Annotated in this window: 12 protein-coding genes; 5 read left to right on the forward strand and 7 right to left on the reverse strand. The window is 70.2% G+C overall.

Going from position 1 to position 13,619, the window contains the following annotated elements:
* Positions 1 to 69 precede the first annotated feature (69 nt).
* Positions 70 to 558 carry a c-type cytochrome gene (locus tag VNE60_08090; protein ID HVB31463.1) on the reverse strand — a complete coding sequence of 163 codons (489 nt, stop codon included), beginning with the start codon at positions 556 to 558 and terminating at the stop codon, positions 70 to 72.
* Between the two features lie 262 nt (positions 559 to 820).
* Here VNE60_08090 and VNE60_08095 point away from each other — a divergent pair, with 262 nt between their 5' ends.
* Positions 821 to 1,660 carry a sugar phosphate isomerase/epimerase gene (locus tag VNE60_08095; protein ID HVB31464.1) on the forward strand — a complete coding sequence of 280 codons (840 nt, stop codon included), beginning with the start codon at positions 821 to 823 and terminating at the stop codon, positions 1,658 to 1,660.
* A 7-nt stretch (positions 1,661 to 1,667) separates the two neighbouring features.
* Here VNE60_08095 and VNE60_08100 read toward each other — a convergent pair whose 3' ends face one another.
* Positions 1,668 to 3,383 (reverse strand): hypothetical protein, encoded by a 1,716-nt coding sequence (locus tag VNE60_08100; GenBank protein HVB31465.1) that lies wholly within the window; start codon positions 3,381 to 3,383, stop codon positions 1,668 to 1,670.
* A gap of 158 nt (positions 3,384 to 3,541) precedes the next feature.
* Here VNE60_08100 and VNE60_08105 point away from each other — a divergent pair, with 158 nt between their 5' ends.
* On the forward strand, positions 3,542 to 4,462 hold the full coding sequence (locus VNE60_08105; protein HVB31466.1) for a pirin family protein: 921 nt from the start codon (positions 3,542 to 3,544) through the stop codon (positions 4,460 to 4,462).
* A 24-nt stretch (positions 4,463 to 4,486) separates the two neighbouring features.
* On the opposite strand, the gene VNE60_08110 is transcribed toward VNE60_08105, so the two are convergent.
* The gene (locus tag VNE60_08110) at positions 4,487 to 5,737 is read right to left on the reverse strand and encodes an MFS transporter (GenBank protein ID HVB31467.1); all 1,251 of its coding nucleotides are present in this window, start codon (positions 5,735 to 5,737) and stop codon (positions 4,487 to 4,489) included.
* 125 nt (positions 5,738 to 5,862) lie between these two features.
* Here VNE60_08110 and VNE60_08115 point away from each other — a divergent pair, with 125 nt between their 5' ends.
* Positions 5,863 to 7,908, forward strand: a complete 2,046-nt coding sequence (locus tag VNE60_08115; protein ID HVB31468.1) for a M1 family metallopeptidase — start codon at positions 5,863 to 5,865, stop codon at positions 7,906 to 7,908.
* 6 nt (positions 7,909 to 7,914) lie between these two features.
* On the opposite strand, the gene VNE60_08120 is transcribed toward VNE60_08115, so the two are convergent.
* The 3 genes from VNE60_08120 to VNE60_08130 are packed head-to-tail and all read right to left on the reverse strand — an operon-like array spanning position 7,915 to position 9,685.
* Positions 7,915 to 8,844 carry a GGDEF domain-containing protein gene (locus VNE60_08120; protein HVB31469.1) on the reverse strand — a complete coding sequence of 310 codons (930 nt, stop codon included), beginning with the start codon at positions 8,842 to 8,844 and terminating at the stop codon, positions 7,915 to 7,917.
* On the reverse strand, positions 8,844 to 9,257 hold the full coding sequence (locus tag VNE60_08125) for a hypothetical protein (protein ID HVB31470.1): 414 nt from the start codon (positions 9,255 to 9,257) through the stop codon (positions 8,844 to 8,846). The genes VNE60_08120 and VNE60_08125 overlap by 1 nt, the downstream gene beginning before the upstream one ends.
* A complete protein-coding gene (locus VNE60_08130; GenBank protein HVB31471.1) occupies positions 9,254 to 9,685 on the reverse strand; it encodes a hypothetical protein in 432 nt (143 codons plus the stop codon). Before VNE60_08130 ends, VNE60_08125 begins: the two co-directional genes overlap by 4 nt.
* 184 nt (positions 9,686 to 9,869) lie before the next feature.
* On the opposite strand from VNE60_08130, the gene VNE60_08135 reads away from it, so the two are divergent.
* Positions 9,870 to 12,065 carry a penicillin acylase family protein gene (locus VNE60_08135; protein ID HVB31472.1) on the forward strand — a complete coding sequence of 732 codons (2,196 nt, stop codon included), beginning with the start codon at positions 9,870 to 9,872 and terminating at the stop codon, positions 12,063 to 12,065.
* A 41-nt stretch (positions 12,066 to 12,106) separates the two neighbouring features.
* Complete coding sequence (locus VNE60_08140) at positions 12,107 to 13,336, forward strand: M28 family peptidase (GenBank protein ID HVB31473.1); 1,230 nt, start codon at positions 12,107 to 12,109, stop codon at positions 13,334 to 13,336.
* Here VNE60_08140 and VNE60_08145 read toward each other — a convergent pair.
* The gene (locus VNE60_08145) at positions 13,326 to 13,616 is read right to left on the reverse strand and encodes a rhodanese-like domain-containing protein (GenBank protein HVB31474.1); all 291 of its coding nucleotides are present in this window, start codon (positions 13,614 to 13,616) and stop codon (positions 13,326 to 13,328) included. The genes VNE60_08140 and VNE60_08145 overlap by 11 nt on opposite strands.
* Between the last annotated feature and the right edge of the window lie 3 nt (positions 13,617 to 13,619).

A 13,619-nucleotide genomic window follows, 5' to 3' on the forward strand; every position in this document is an offset into this window, starting at 1 on the left:
ATCCTCCATAGACAATGCCCGCCGGCGCAGTGCGCCGGCGGGCATTGTACCACCAATGGTGTTACGCGGTCACTTGCCCTGGTGGCTGATCGCGTAGACGTACGCCGACACCGACTTGATCTGCTCGGGGGTGAGCTGCGCGCCCCCCATCGGCATCATGGGCGCCACATACGGCGCCGTCGGCTTGGGCATGCCTTCGGTCACGCGCTTCTGGATGAACGCGTAGCTGCCGTCGCCGGTGAGCCACACCGTGTCGGCCAGCGACGGCGCCAGGACCGTTCCCTTGGCATCCACGCCGTGGCAGGTGGCGCACAGCCCGCCAGCCTTCTGCCCGTGAAAGATGCTGTCGCCTTCGGCGACCATCGCCGCCGTGGCGCCCGCCGGCGGCGCGCCCGCCGTGGGCGCAGTGGGAGCAGCAGCAGGGGCAGCTGCCGGCGCCGCCGCCGCCGCAGCCGCAGCCGCAGCCGCCGCGGAATCCGCCGTTTTCGAGGCGGCCTTCTCGCCGCCGCCACACGCCATCAGCAAGAAGGCCGACGCCACGACCGTCGTCCCCGCCACGCGCCCTGCAGCGCCGACCAACACTCGACCAGAAATATGCATCCCATCCTCCCGGATCTCGAACTGTTTAGAGTAGTAGACGCCTGCGGGAAGGGGCGAGAGCAGAGTCGTCGCCGGCTCAGCCCCTCGGTCCGACTCCCGTAGAGGCCACGATATGATGCTACACCGATTCGCGGCGCTGTAAAGCCGCCCAACGCCCAACGCCCGGCGCCGCCCTGCGCCGCCGCTTGCGGCGTTCCGTGCCCCGCCCACAGCTTGAGGCATGCACCGTCGCCGCTTCCTCCAATCACTCGGCGCCTCGCTGGCAGGCGCGGCCCTGGCGCCCCGCCTGCCCCTTGGGCAGCGGCGCCTGCGTCGCGTGGGGCTCGAGCTGTATTCCGTGCGCGGCGCGATGAAGCGCGATCCCGAGGGCACCCTGGCCGCGGTGCGCGCCATCGGCTACGACGATGTGGAGTTGCTCTGGTCGTTCGACAATTTTGGCCGCACGCCGCAGCAGGTCAAGGCAACGCTCGACCGGCTGGGGCTGCGCGCGCCGTCGGCCCACATCGCGCCCGAACTGCTGGCCGGCGACTGGGAGACCAGCCTCGAAACGGCGCGGTATCTGGGGCACGAGTTTCTCATCGTGCCCAGCCTGCCCGACGCCACCAACCACTCGCTCGACGCCTGGCAGGAGTGGGCCGACCGGTTCAACGTCGCCGGCGCGGCGGCGCGCAAGGCCGGCGTGTGGCTGGCGTTCCACAACGAGCCGGAGCACATGCGCCCCATCGACGGGCAGGTGCCATACGACCTGTTCGTCGCGCGCACCGATCCCAAGGCGGTCTGCCTACAGTTGGACTTCGGCAACATGGCGGTGGGCGGCGGCGATCCGATGGCATACCTCATGCGGTATCGCGACCGCTACCGGACCTTCCACGTGAAGGACGTGGTGCGCGACCGCACGCATGACACGGAACTCGGCACCGGCGTGCTGGACCTGCGGGCGCTGCTCGCGGCCATTCCCGACATCGACGCCAAGCCCTGCTACATCGAGCAGGAGAGTCCGGCCGACGAGATGGCCAGCGCCCGCGCGAACTACCGCTACCTGTCCAGGCTGGAGTTCTGAGGCGGCGTCACGAGCCCCCGCACCCCGGCATGCGGAACGCGCCGATCCGCGTCGAGTAGCGGTCGGCGTCAGGCTTGAAGTAATCGCCCACGTACCAGATGGTGCAGTCGTCGCTCGGATCCACCGCCGTCTGCGTGTAGTCTTCCCAGCGGAGCGTGGTGGTCTGCGCCGCCCGGCCCGTGGCCAGCACCGCCTCGCGCAGCGTGAGCAGCCCCTTGGGATCGCCCGCCAGGCGGCCGGCAAACCGCTGGCCCGCAAAGTCGGGCGTGCCGCCGAACGAATACCCGATGCCGATGTCGCCGCGGGCGTCGATGGCGGCGCTGCCCATCCAGCGATAGAAGCTGTCGGGCGCGTACGTGCCCTGCTGGTACAGGCGGAGCGCGCGGCCGGCGCCCACCCGGAATTCATACCAGCGCACGCCGCCCCCGCCCTCCGACGTGTTCACCGAGTGCACGGCGACGATCGATTCCTGATCGCCGATGCGGCGGTAGACCACGCGGGCCATGAGCTTGTCGCCCTGCGCGTCCAGCCGGCGGTCGGTGCCGGGCTGCGGCACGCAGCTCGAGAGCTGGCCGTCGCACAGGTAGTGATACGGCGCCACGGGAATCTTCACCGGCCCGGCCACGCGCGTCCTGGACGGGTCGCGCCAATCCACGTGATACGTCCAGGCATAGATCCCGTCGTCCTCCATGACGTGATCCAGCTGCGTGCCGCCGGCGGCGAGCATGATGTTGGGCGCTCCGGCCGGCGGGAGCTGCGTGCCCTCGAGGTCGGCGTTGTTCAGGAAATTCACGCCGTCGATCACCACGCACTGCTCCCCGGCGTCCTCGCCGGCCAGCATCTTCGCGCGGTCGGCCACGCACGCCTGCTTCTGGATCACGTGGTCGCCGGTGCTCGTGGGCACGTAGTAGCCGTCGGGCCACACGGCGGGACGCGGATAGTCCGGGAACAGCGGGCGGATGAACTCGTAGCGGAAGTACGGGCCGAACGGGCTCGCGCCGGTGCTCACGGCGTAGCACATCGCGTACGAACCTTTCTCGTCCGCCGGGGGACGGCCGCCGCGCCCACGCCCGCGCGCGGCGCCGGTGTCGGCACCGGGCGGCGGCGCCGGTGGCTGGTAGAGCGCCACGGCGGGGCCCGGCTGTCCCGGCACGCCTCGCACGCTCTCGCGCGCCGGTCCGCCCGACACCGGAGGCGGCTGGTCGTCGGCGCGCGGCGGGATGCGCGAGAAGATCGGCATCACGATCAGCCACCGGTTGGCCAGCTGATCGTACCGCGCCACGGCGTCCCCGTTGTTGCGCTCGGCGCACGCTCCGCCGAATCCGCGGAACACGTTGTTGGTCTCCACGGGTCCGTACAGCACCTTGCCCGTGGTGTCGAACATCCTGCCCTTCTTGGTATAGATCGCCATGCGCGAATTGACGATCTGCACGATGTAGTCGGCGCCAACCGCCAGGGAGTTGTCCGACGGATTGCGCAATCGCGCCGACCCCTGCGGGCCCTGGAACCCGGCGCCGAGTCCGTCGAAGCGGGCGAGTAGTTCCGGCGCCGGCCGAGTGCCCGGCGCGCGCTGCTCCACCGCCGCCGAGCCCGGGGGCACGGTGATGGCGACGGCGCTGGTGTCGGCGCGGCGCGGCGCGGCGGCGTGATGGCGCGCGGCAAGGAGCGCCACGAGGAGCAGCGCGGGCAGGAGGGCGATGGCGACGCGGATTCTGGCGGTCATGAGCGGCGACGGGATGAGAGCGGAGCGCGGCGGGAGGGCGCCCGGCCTATCATAGCGCCGGGAGACCGGCCGGGCGAGCTGGAACCGGGCCCCCTTGCCGGCATTTCTAGATTGCCTGGTGAGCCCCCGTTTCGGGGCGCGAGGATTCCGGAGGATCCATGTCGATCAGACCCGTCAAGCGCATCGTCGAAGCCACGCCCACACTCGAAGGCGCGGGGGTGAAACTTCGTCGCGCCTTCGGATTCGGCAACACCGAGGAGTTCGACCCGTTCCTCCTGTTCGACGATTTCCGCAACGAGCGGCCCGAGGACTTCCTCAAGGGGTTTCCGTGGCATCCGCACCGCGGCATCGAGACCATCACCTACGTGCTCGCGGGCACCGTGAACCACGGCGACAGCCTGGGCAACACGGGCGCGATGGGCGCCGGCGACGTGCAGTGGATGACGGCGGGGAGCGGCATCCTGCACCAGGAGATGCCCAAGGGCGACGCCAATGGCCGCATGCACGGGTTCCAGCTCTGGGCCAACCTGCCGGCGTCACAGAAGATGACCGACCCGCGGTATCAGGACATCCTGTCGGCCGACATTCCCGAGGTGATCGACGACGACGGCACGCGCGTGCGCGTGGTGTGCGGCGACTTCTGGGGCAAGACGGGCCCGGTGGACGGGGTGGCGGCGGAGCCGAGCTATCTGGACGTGTACGTGCCGGCCGGCGTGCGGAAGACGCTGCCCGTGGACACGTACCGGCACGCCTTCGCGTACGTGTTCGAGGGGAGCGGGACGTTCCGCGGCGCGTCCGATCCGTTCGGCGCGCTCACCGAGCGCGTGGGCGACAACGGGGCGACCGTCGCCGAGGAGACCGTGCGCGACACCGCGGGCAACCGGTCGCTCGTGGTGTTCGACAGCGGCGACGAGGTGACGGTGCAGGCCGGGGACGAGGGGATCCGGTTCCTGCTCGTCTCGGGCCGGCCGATCGCGGAGCCGGTGGCGTGGTACGGGCCGATCGTGATGAACACGCAGCAGGAGTTGCGGCAGGCCATGCAGGAGCTGCAGCAGGGGACGTTCATCAAGCACCGGTAGGGGCAACCCGGAGTTGCCGGCGCGCTACACGCCCGGCAACTCCGTGCCGCGCACCTTGCCCGCCAGCCCCGCGAACACCACGAGCGCCGCCACGCCCAGCAAAGCTTCCGTATAGAGCATCCCGTTGGTGTGCCACGCGTCGTGCGCCCATCCGTCGATCCGCAACACGCCGAGCGTGAACAGCGTGTTGAGCGCGAAGAACAGGTTGAGCTTCGTCGCCGCCGCGGTGTGCCCCACGATCGCCAGCGCCAGACCGGTGAACGACGCCGCCACCATGCCGAGGGTGAACGAATAGAACAACGTCGACGCGGCGTACCCCGCCGCGTCCCGCGGCGACCAGGCCATCACCACGCACGCCACGAGGCCCAGAAAGCACGACGACGCGTACGCCCACGGCTTGCTGATCCGATCGGCGAGCCGGCCGCCCAGGAAGCACCCGGCCACGACGGCGATGCCCCCGCCCACCCCGAGCACGAGCGACACCATGTCGGCCGGCGCGTGCCACTCGGGACCGAGCGAGCCGAACAGATCCTTGGCCGCGCCCGTGCCGATGGGCAGGATGGCGAGGATCAGCCCGATCCGCCCGATGCGGGAACGCACGATGCCCGCCAACTCGCGCCATGCGTCGGCCACCCGCGCCCCGACCGACGCGCCATGCAGCGCGCGCGGCGGCTCGTCGAGCAGCAGCAGCGGCAGCGCGCACAGCGCGAGCACGACCGCCAGCGCCGCCCCCGCCATCCACGGCTCGGGCGCGTGCCGCATGAACCAGAGGCTCAATCCGCCGCCCGCCGTCTGGCCGAACTGATTGCCCGACTGGAACCACCCCGCCGCTCGGCCCCGCGCCGCGAGCGGCGTGTTGTGTACCATCAGCCCTTCGGTGGCGAAGGCCACGAACGTCGCGGCCACGCTCGACATCAGCACGAGCACCGACAGCAACGGCATCGTGGCCTGCGACAGCGGCACGAGCGTGATGGCGATGAACCCCGCCGACACCGTCGCGATCGCGATCAGGTACCAGCGCTTTCGCGACAGGGTGTAGTCGCCGATCGGCGCCCACACGAACTTCCACCCCGAGGCGAGCAGCGTCATGCCGATCACGCCGGCGATGGCCGACACCGAGATCCCGGCCCGCGCCGCGAGATACCCCAACGCGATCGACGGAAACCCGAACGACAGCCCGAACGGGAAGTAGAGCACCGCCCACACCCACGGGTGGCGGGCCGCGGGGGGCGTCGCGGAACGAGCGTCGGGGACGGCGGACCGGGCGGGCGGCATGAACGGCCAACATACGGAACGCGCTGCGCCGGCGCGAATGGCGCGCCGCCACGCCGGCGTGGACGCCCGGCGCCGCGGCGCTGTACCTTGGTGCATCGCGTTCGCCATGCCTTCCTGAGGTCCCCGTGCTGAACCGCCTGCTCCCGGCCACGCCGCTCGCCCTCGCCGCCGCGCTCGTCGCGACGACGCTCCTCGCCCCGAACGCCACGGCCCAGACGCGGGCCGCGCCGGCGTTCGATCCCGCCGCCACGGCCGCCGGCCCCCGCCCCACCCCGGGACCGGTGTACGAGTCGTTCGCCTTCAGTCGCGCGGTGGCCCGCGGCACGCGCACCCGCAGTGGCCTTCCCGGCCCCAACTACTGGGTGCAGCACCCGCGCTATTCCATAGACGCGGCCCTCGACCCGGTGCGCAACCGCGTGACCGGGCGCGAGACGGTGGAGTACGTGAACCATTCCCCCGACTCGCTGCGCACGATCGCCGTCTATCTGCGGCAGAACGTGTTCGCGCCCGGCGTGCCGCGCCGCCAGCCGGCGCCGATCACCGGCGGCGTCACGCTCGGCCGCGTGGCGGTGAACGGGCGCGCGATCGTGGCCGAGCGGCACCGCAATCCCGCGATGCCGATCACGGCGCCACCGGAGCAGCCGCCGCGCGTGGGCGAGTACGCGGTGGACGGCACGGTGATGTGGATTCCGCTCGCGCAACCGCTGCTGCCGGGCGACAGCGTGCAGCTCGCATTCGCCTGGTCCTATGCGCCGGCGCCGGCGCCGGCCGACGGCCGCGAAGGGCACGACGGCCACGTGTACTTCATGGGCTACTGGTATCCAGAGATCGCCGTGTACGACGACGTGGACGGCTGGGTGACCGATCCGTATCTGCTCGAAGCCGAGTTCTACATGGATCCCGCCGACTACGACGTGCGCCTCACCGTGCCGCGCGGCTGGGTGGTGGACGCCACCGGCACGCTGGCCAACGCCGCCGCCGTGCTCACCCCCGCGGCGCGCGACAGCCTGGCCGCGGCGCGCCGCACCGGGCGCGTGGTGCGCGTGCTCACGCCGGGCGCGCCGGCGGCGAGGGTCTTCCAGCCCGGCGGCGCCACCACCACCTGGCACTTCGTGGCGCCCGACGTGCGCGACTTCGCCTGGGGCACCAGCGACCAGTACGCGTGGGATGCGACGCGCGCCCTCGTGGGCGGCGGCCGCGACACGGTGGCCATCAACAGCTTCTTCCGGCTGAACCGGCCCGCCGCCGCCTGGCGGTTGGGCGGCGCGCGGTTCACGCGCGACGCCATCGAGCGGCTCTCGGCCTACCTGTGGGCGTATCCGTGGCCCAAGATGACGTCCATGGAGGGCGTGCTGAACAGCGGCGGCATGGAGTACCCGATGATGACGCTGATGCAGCCGTGGGCCGACACGCTCTCGCTGGCCGGCGACCTGATGCACGAGACCGGGCACATGTGGTTCCCGATGCAGGTGGGCTCCAACGAGACGCGCTACCCATGGATGGACGAGGGGTTCACGCAGTTCGACGTGGCCCAGGGCATGCGCGCCCTGTACGGCGAACCGCGCGCGGGCGGGCGCCCCAACGACTCCGAAGCGGGCCAGCGCGCGCTCTACGTGGGCAGCGTGCGCGCCGGCGGCGATGCGCCGTTGATGCTCCCCGGCGACGAGTATCCGCAGGATCTGTACTTCGTGATGTACTACGACAAGACGGCCCAGGCGCTGGCCGCCCTCCGCGGGATCCTCGGCGCCGACACGTTCCATCGCGCGTTCGTGGAGTACGGCCGCCGTTGGATCGGCAAGCATCCGCAACCATATGATTTCTTTAATACCCTGGCGAGCGTGTCGGGACGCGACCTGTCGTGGTTCTGGCAGACCTGGTTCTACCACGCGTGGCCGCTCGATCAGGCGCTGGCGTCGGTGACGCCGGACGGCGATTCGGTGGCGATCACGATCGTCGACCGCGGACTGGCGCCGATGCCGGTGCCGCTGGCGGTGACGCGCGCCGACGGCCGCGTGCAGCGGCTCGAGGTGCCGGTGGACGCGTGGCTGGCCGGCGCTCGACGGGCCACGGTGCGGGTGGCGGCCCAGCCAGCCATCGTCAAGGTGCAGATCGATCCCGACGCCGCCTTCCCTTACGTGAACCGCGCCGGCCTCACCTGGACGCCGCGCTGACCGGCGCTACCCCGCCGCTGGAGCCTCGGCCGCGAACGCGCAGTTGCGGCCCATCTCCTTGGCGCGGTACATCGCGGCATCCGCCCGCGCGATCACCGATTCGAGCGCCTCGCCCGGCGCCCATTCGGCGATCCCCACGCTCGTGGTGATCGTCACCGGGCCGTCGATCGCGTCGAACTCGACGGCGGCGATCGCGTCGCGCACCGCGTCGGCCAGGCGCACCGCGCCGGCCAGGGGCGTGCCTGGAGCGACGATCACGAACTCCTCGCCGCCATAGCGTCCCACGTGATCGTAGGCGCGCACTCGGCTGCGGATGGCCGCCGCCGCCATCTGCAGCGCGGTGTCGCCCACGGAGTGGCCGAACGTGTCGTTGATCGACTTGAAGTGGTCGAGGTCGAGCATCAGCACGCACAGCGGATCGCCGAATCGCGCCGCGCGGCCGATCTCCTGCCGACCGAGTTCTTCCAGGCGGCGGCGGTTGTACGCTTCGGTGAGGATGTCCACGCCCACCAGTCGATCCAGCTCCCGCGTGCGCTCGAGGACCAGGGCCTCCAGCCGCAGGCGATCCTCGTCCGCGCGCCGCTGCGTCGCGGCCACGAACGCCCCGAGCTCGGCGACGGTATTGTTCACCAGATAGGCGAGGACGTCGGGCGGATCGCCCGCGAAGTCGCGCTCCAGCTGCGCCGTCAGGTCGCCGGCCGCCACCCGGATCAGCATCTCGGACGTACTCTGCACGAAGTCGGCCAGGCGCTTCTCCTGCTCCTGCGACGTGCGCATGATCCGCTCCAGCTCCTCGGCGATCGCGTTGACGAAGAACGCGGCGGTGTCGGTGTCGTCGCGCGTGCCGGTGCGCGGCAGGCGGAACGAGAAGTCGCCCTCGCACAGCCGGAGCAGCCCGGTCACCAGTTCGGGGGGCAGTTCGCGCGGATCCGGCATCAGCCCACCACCTGGCGGATCCACGCCGCCGCGTCGTCGAACGACCCGAACATGCGCGTGGGCACGCGGGGCCGGCTCAGCCCCAGGAACACCGATCCCACCGCGCGGCCGAACGGCGAACTGCCCACGAGCGCGAAGCACACCTGCAGCGCGGGATCGGGGGCGTCGCGGTACACCGCGCGCGCGCCCGCGTCCTGCTCGATCACCGGATCCATGAACACGATCACGCCGGCGCGCGTCCCCCGTGACCGCAGGTGGTCGAGCTGGATCCCCACGCTCTGCCGCGCCGTCTCGGCGGTGTCGGCGGTGCCGTCGCGCGGCACCACGGCGAGCATGCGCGGCTCCACCTCGTAGAAATCGGCGTTGTCGCTGGTGCCGATCCTCGTCCAGCCGGTCGTGTCGATCGCCGTCAACGCGCGCGTCCCGGCCGGAGGGTCTCCACCCACGCGATCGCGGTATCGTAGGAATCGTGCACCCGGGTGGGGAATTTCGGCTTCGTCAGTCCCAGGAAGAAGCTGGCGATGGCCCGCGAGATCGGATTGCTGGCCACCAGCGCCGCAGCGTAGAACAGCGCCGGATCCATGCGCTCGGCGTAGATGCGGCGCGCCTCCGAGTCCTGCGACAGCAGGCTCGTCAGGTGCACGACCACGGCCACCGGCCGGCCCATCTCGCGCGCGAATCGGATCTGGAAATCGGTGTTCATCACCGCCGAGGCCCCGTCGTCCTTGAGATCCTTGTCCGGCAGGACGATCAGGATGTCGGGGTCCACACGGAAGTACTGCGTATTCGCCGTGCGGCCCACCGGCGTCGACGCCGCGGTGGGGGGAGCGGGCTCGGTCATCTCGTACTCCGTGAATCCATGGCGTTGCCGCGCGTCGGCCGCGCGGCGATGCACGCTATCTTACGTCGTCAGGCCACGCAACGCCATCGCCGACGCCGTCCACCCTCCGCACCACCCGCGACTGGCCGCTCGCCGGTCCACGACGCATGTTGTCCGGCGTCCAAGTCTTCCCCGAGAATCCGTCATGCCGAAGCTCAACATCCTCTTCACGCTCCTCGTCACGGCCGCCGCCGCGCTGCCCGGCCCGCGCGGCGCCCAGGCGCAGACCCCGCAGGAGATCGCGCGCTGGGAGCAGGAAGCGCAGCGCGTCACGATCATCCGCGACGACTGGGGCATCGCCCACATCTACGGCCACACCGACGCCGACGCCGTGTTCGGCGTGGAGTACGCCCAGGCTGAGGACGACTTCAATCGCGTGGAGACCAACTACCTGAACGCGCTGGGCCGCCTGGCGGAAGCCGAGGGCGAGTCGCAGATCTGGCGCGACCTGCGCATGAAGCTTTTCATGGATCCCGACACGCTGAAAGCGGAATACGCGGCGAGTCCGGCGTGGCTCAAGCAGCTGATGGACGCGTTCGCCGACGGATTGAACTTCTATCTGTACAAGCACCCCGAGGTGAAGCCCCGCGTGATCACGCACTTCGAACCGTGGATGGCGCTGTCGTTCACCGAAGGGAGCATCGGCGGCGACATCGAGCGGGTGAACCTCAACGAGCTGGCGGCGTTCTACGGCCACGTGCCGCTGCCCGCGCGCCAGGGCCGAGGCGACGGGCCGCCGCCGGAGCCGTCGGGCTCCAACGGCATCGCCATCGCGCCCGCCAACACCCTCGACCATCACGCGCTGCTCTGGATCAATCCGCACACGTCGTTCTACTTCCGCTCCGAACTCCAGATGGTGAGCGACGAGGGGCTGGACGCCTACGGCGCCGTCACCTGGGGGCAGTTCTTCATCTATCAGGGCTTCAACCCCACCGCCGGATGGATGCACACGTCCAGCGGCGTGGACAACATCGACGAGTTCCTGGAGACGGTGGTGAAGAAGGGCGATCGCCGCTTCTATCGCTACGGCAACAGGGACCTGCCGATGGCGCAGCGGACGATCGACGTGCCCTACAAGACCGCCACCGGCATGGCGCACCGCACGTTCACCGCGTACTTCACGCAGCACGGCCCGGTGGTGCGCTCGGTGGGCGACCGGTGGGTGAGCATCAGCCTCATGCAGAGCCCCGTCAAGGCGCTCACCCAGTCATACACGCGCACCAAGGCCAAGGACTACGCGGCGTGGCGCAAGATCATGCAGCTGCACACCAACTCCTCCAACAACACGATCTTCGCGGATGCGGAGGGGAACATCGCGTACTTCCACTCCAACTACATCCCCCGGCGCGACACCTCATTCGACTGGACCAAGCCGGTGGACGGCAGCAACCCGGCCACGGCCTACCACGGCCTCCTGTCCACCGACGAGACGCCGCACCTGCTGAATCCGCCGGTCGGGTGGCTCTACAATTCCAACAACTGGCCCTGGTCGGCGGCCGGCCCCGACAGCCCAAGACGCAAGGACTTTCCCCGGTACGTGGAGACCAGCACCGAGGAATCTCCGCGCGGCTACCACGCGCTGCGGCTGCTGCCCAACCACAAGGACTTCACGATGGCGTCGCTCACCGCGCTGGCGTTCGACAGTTATCTGCCCGCGTTCGCGACGATGATCCCGCCGCTCATCAAGGCGTACGACGCCACGCCGGGCGCCAATCCGCTCAAGGCCCGGCTGGCCAAGAAGATCACGCTGCTGCGCGGGTGGGACTATCGGTGGGGCATCAATTCGGTGCCCACGTCGCTGGCCGTCTTCTGGGGCACGGACATCATGCATCGCGTGGGGCGCGAGGCGCGCGCCGCGGGCATGTCGGCCGAGGACTATGTGGTGCAGCGCGCGTCGTCGGACGAACTGCTGCAGTCACTGGCGGCAGCGGCCAACCAGATCACCGCCGACTTCGGCACCTGGCAGACGCCGTGGGGCGACATCAACCGGTTCCAGCGCATCAACGACGACATCGATCCGAACTTCGACGACGCGAAGCCGAGCATCCCGGTGCCGTTCACGTCGTCGATCTGGGGCTCGCTGGCGTCGTTCGGCGCTCGCGCGTATCCCAACACCAAGAAGTGGTATGGCACGAGCGGCAACAGCTTCGTGGCCGTGGTCGAGTTCGGCGACAGCGTGCGGGCGCGCGCGGTGACCGCCGGCGGCGAGAGCGGCGACGTGCATTCGCCGCACTTCGCCGACGAGGCCGAGCGCTACGCCACGGGGAACCTGCGTGTGGTGTACTTCTACAGGTCGCAGCTGCAGGGCCACACGGAACGGGAGTATCACCCGGGCGGCTGATCGCAATCGCCCGTCACCGCCCAACCTCCACGAGGAATCTCATGCGCGCCCTGCCGTACATCGTCGCGAACGCCGGCCTGATCGCCGCACTCGCCGTCCCTTGCCCGGCCCCTGCCCAGGCCGCCGGCGCCGCGGCCCAGCCGGCCAGCGATCCCATCGAGACGCTCGTGAGCCGGCTCGATCTCGAGAAGTACAAGGCCACGATCAAGGGCCTCACCCAGTTCGGCGACCGGCGCCAGGGCACCGAGCGCAACCGCCAGGCGGTGGACTGGATCGAGGCGCAACTCAGGAGCTATGGGTGCGCCGACATCCAGCGCCTCACCTATGACTGGCAGCCGCCCGCCCCGCGCGGACGGGGCGGTCGCGGGGGCCGCGGGGGCCGCGGGGGCCGCGGCAGCGACCTCGCGCAGGGCGGCGGCCGCTACCGCGGCATCCGCGCGCGCACGGGCGTGAACACCGACTCGCTGCGCCAACCCGATCCGGCAATCCGCGCCATCGACACGCCGCCCACGGTGCCGGGCGAACGCCAGGAGGTGTTCTGCACCAAGGTCGGCACCACGCACCCCGACGAGATGTACATCGTGGGCGGCCACATGGACGGCATCGGCTGGGGCCAGGCCGCCAACGACGACGGCTCCGGCTCGGCGCTCGTGATGGAGTTGGCCCGCGTGTTCAGCAGCCCCGACGTGCAGACCGACCGCTCCATCCGCTTCGTGCTCTGGAACAACGAGGAGAGCGGGCTCAACGGCAGCCGCGCGTACGTAGCCCAGCGCGAGTCGCTGCAGGGCAAGGAAGATCCGCCGGGGTCGGGCAAGTATCCGGAACCCCGCTGGCTCGGCATGATCCAGCACGACATGATGCTGTTCGACCACGGCATGCCGCGCGCCGACGGCACGCTCTCGCCGGAGCAGCGGCCGGAGGCGGACGTGAACATCGAATTCCAGGTGAATTCAAAGTTCGCCGCGCAGGCCCAGACGCTGGCCTGGGCGTTCGAACGGGCCAACGAGAAATACGCCACGGACTATCCGGCGTCGGTGGGCAGTCACATGACCAACACCGACTCCGACCCGTTCAAGGACATCGTTCCCGCCATCAGCCTGCGCGAGAACCAACGCGGCACGCAGATCGGCGCCGGCTGGGATCCCAACTGGCACCAGCCCACCGACGTCTACACCACGTACAACGACAAGGATTTCCGGCTCGGGCTGAATGCCGCGCAGACCACGCTGAGCGCGGTCGCCGAACTCACCGGCGCGACGATCAGGAAGTAGCGTCGCGCAGGTCCCGCTTGACGGCGGCGATCCCGCCGCCGTCCACGACGCGCGTGTAGCCGGCCTGCTTCAGCGCGTTCGTGGCCAGCGCCGACCGCGAACCGCTGGCGCAATACAGGAGGATGCCGGCGTCCTTGGGAATGCCGCGCCGCTCCATCGCGTCGTGTCCCACCTTCTGCACGGGAATGCAGATGGCGCCGGGCACGTGACCGAACAGGAACTCCAGGCGCGACCGCACGTCGATCACGAACGCCACGGTCTTGTTGCGATACTTCTTCATGAA

The sequence above is a fragment of the Gemmatimonadaceae bacterium genome (assembly GCA_035533755.1).
GTDB lineage: Bacteria > Gemmatimonadota > Gemmatimonadetes > Gemmatimonadales > Gemmatimonadaceae > JAGWRI01.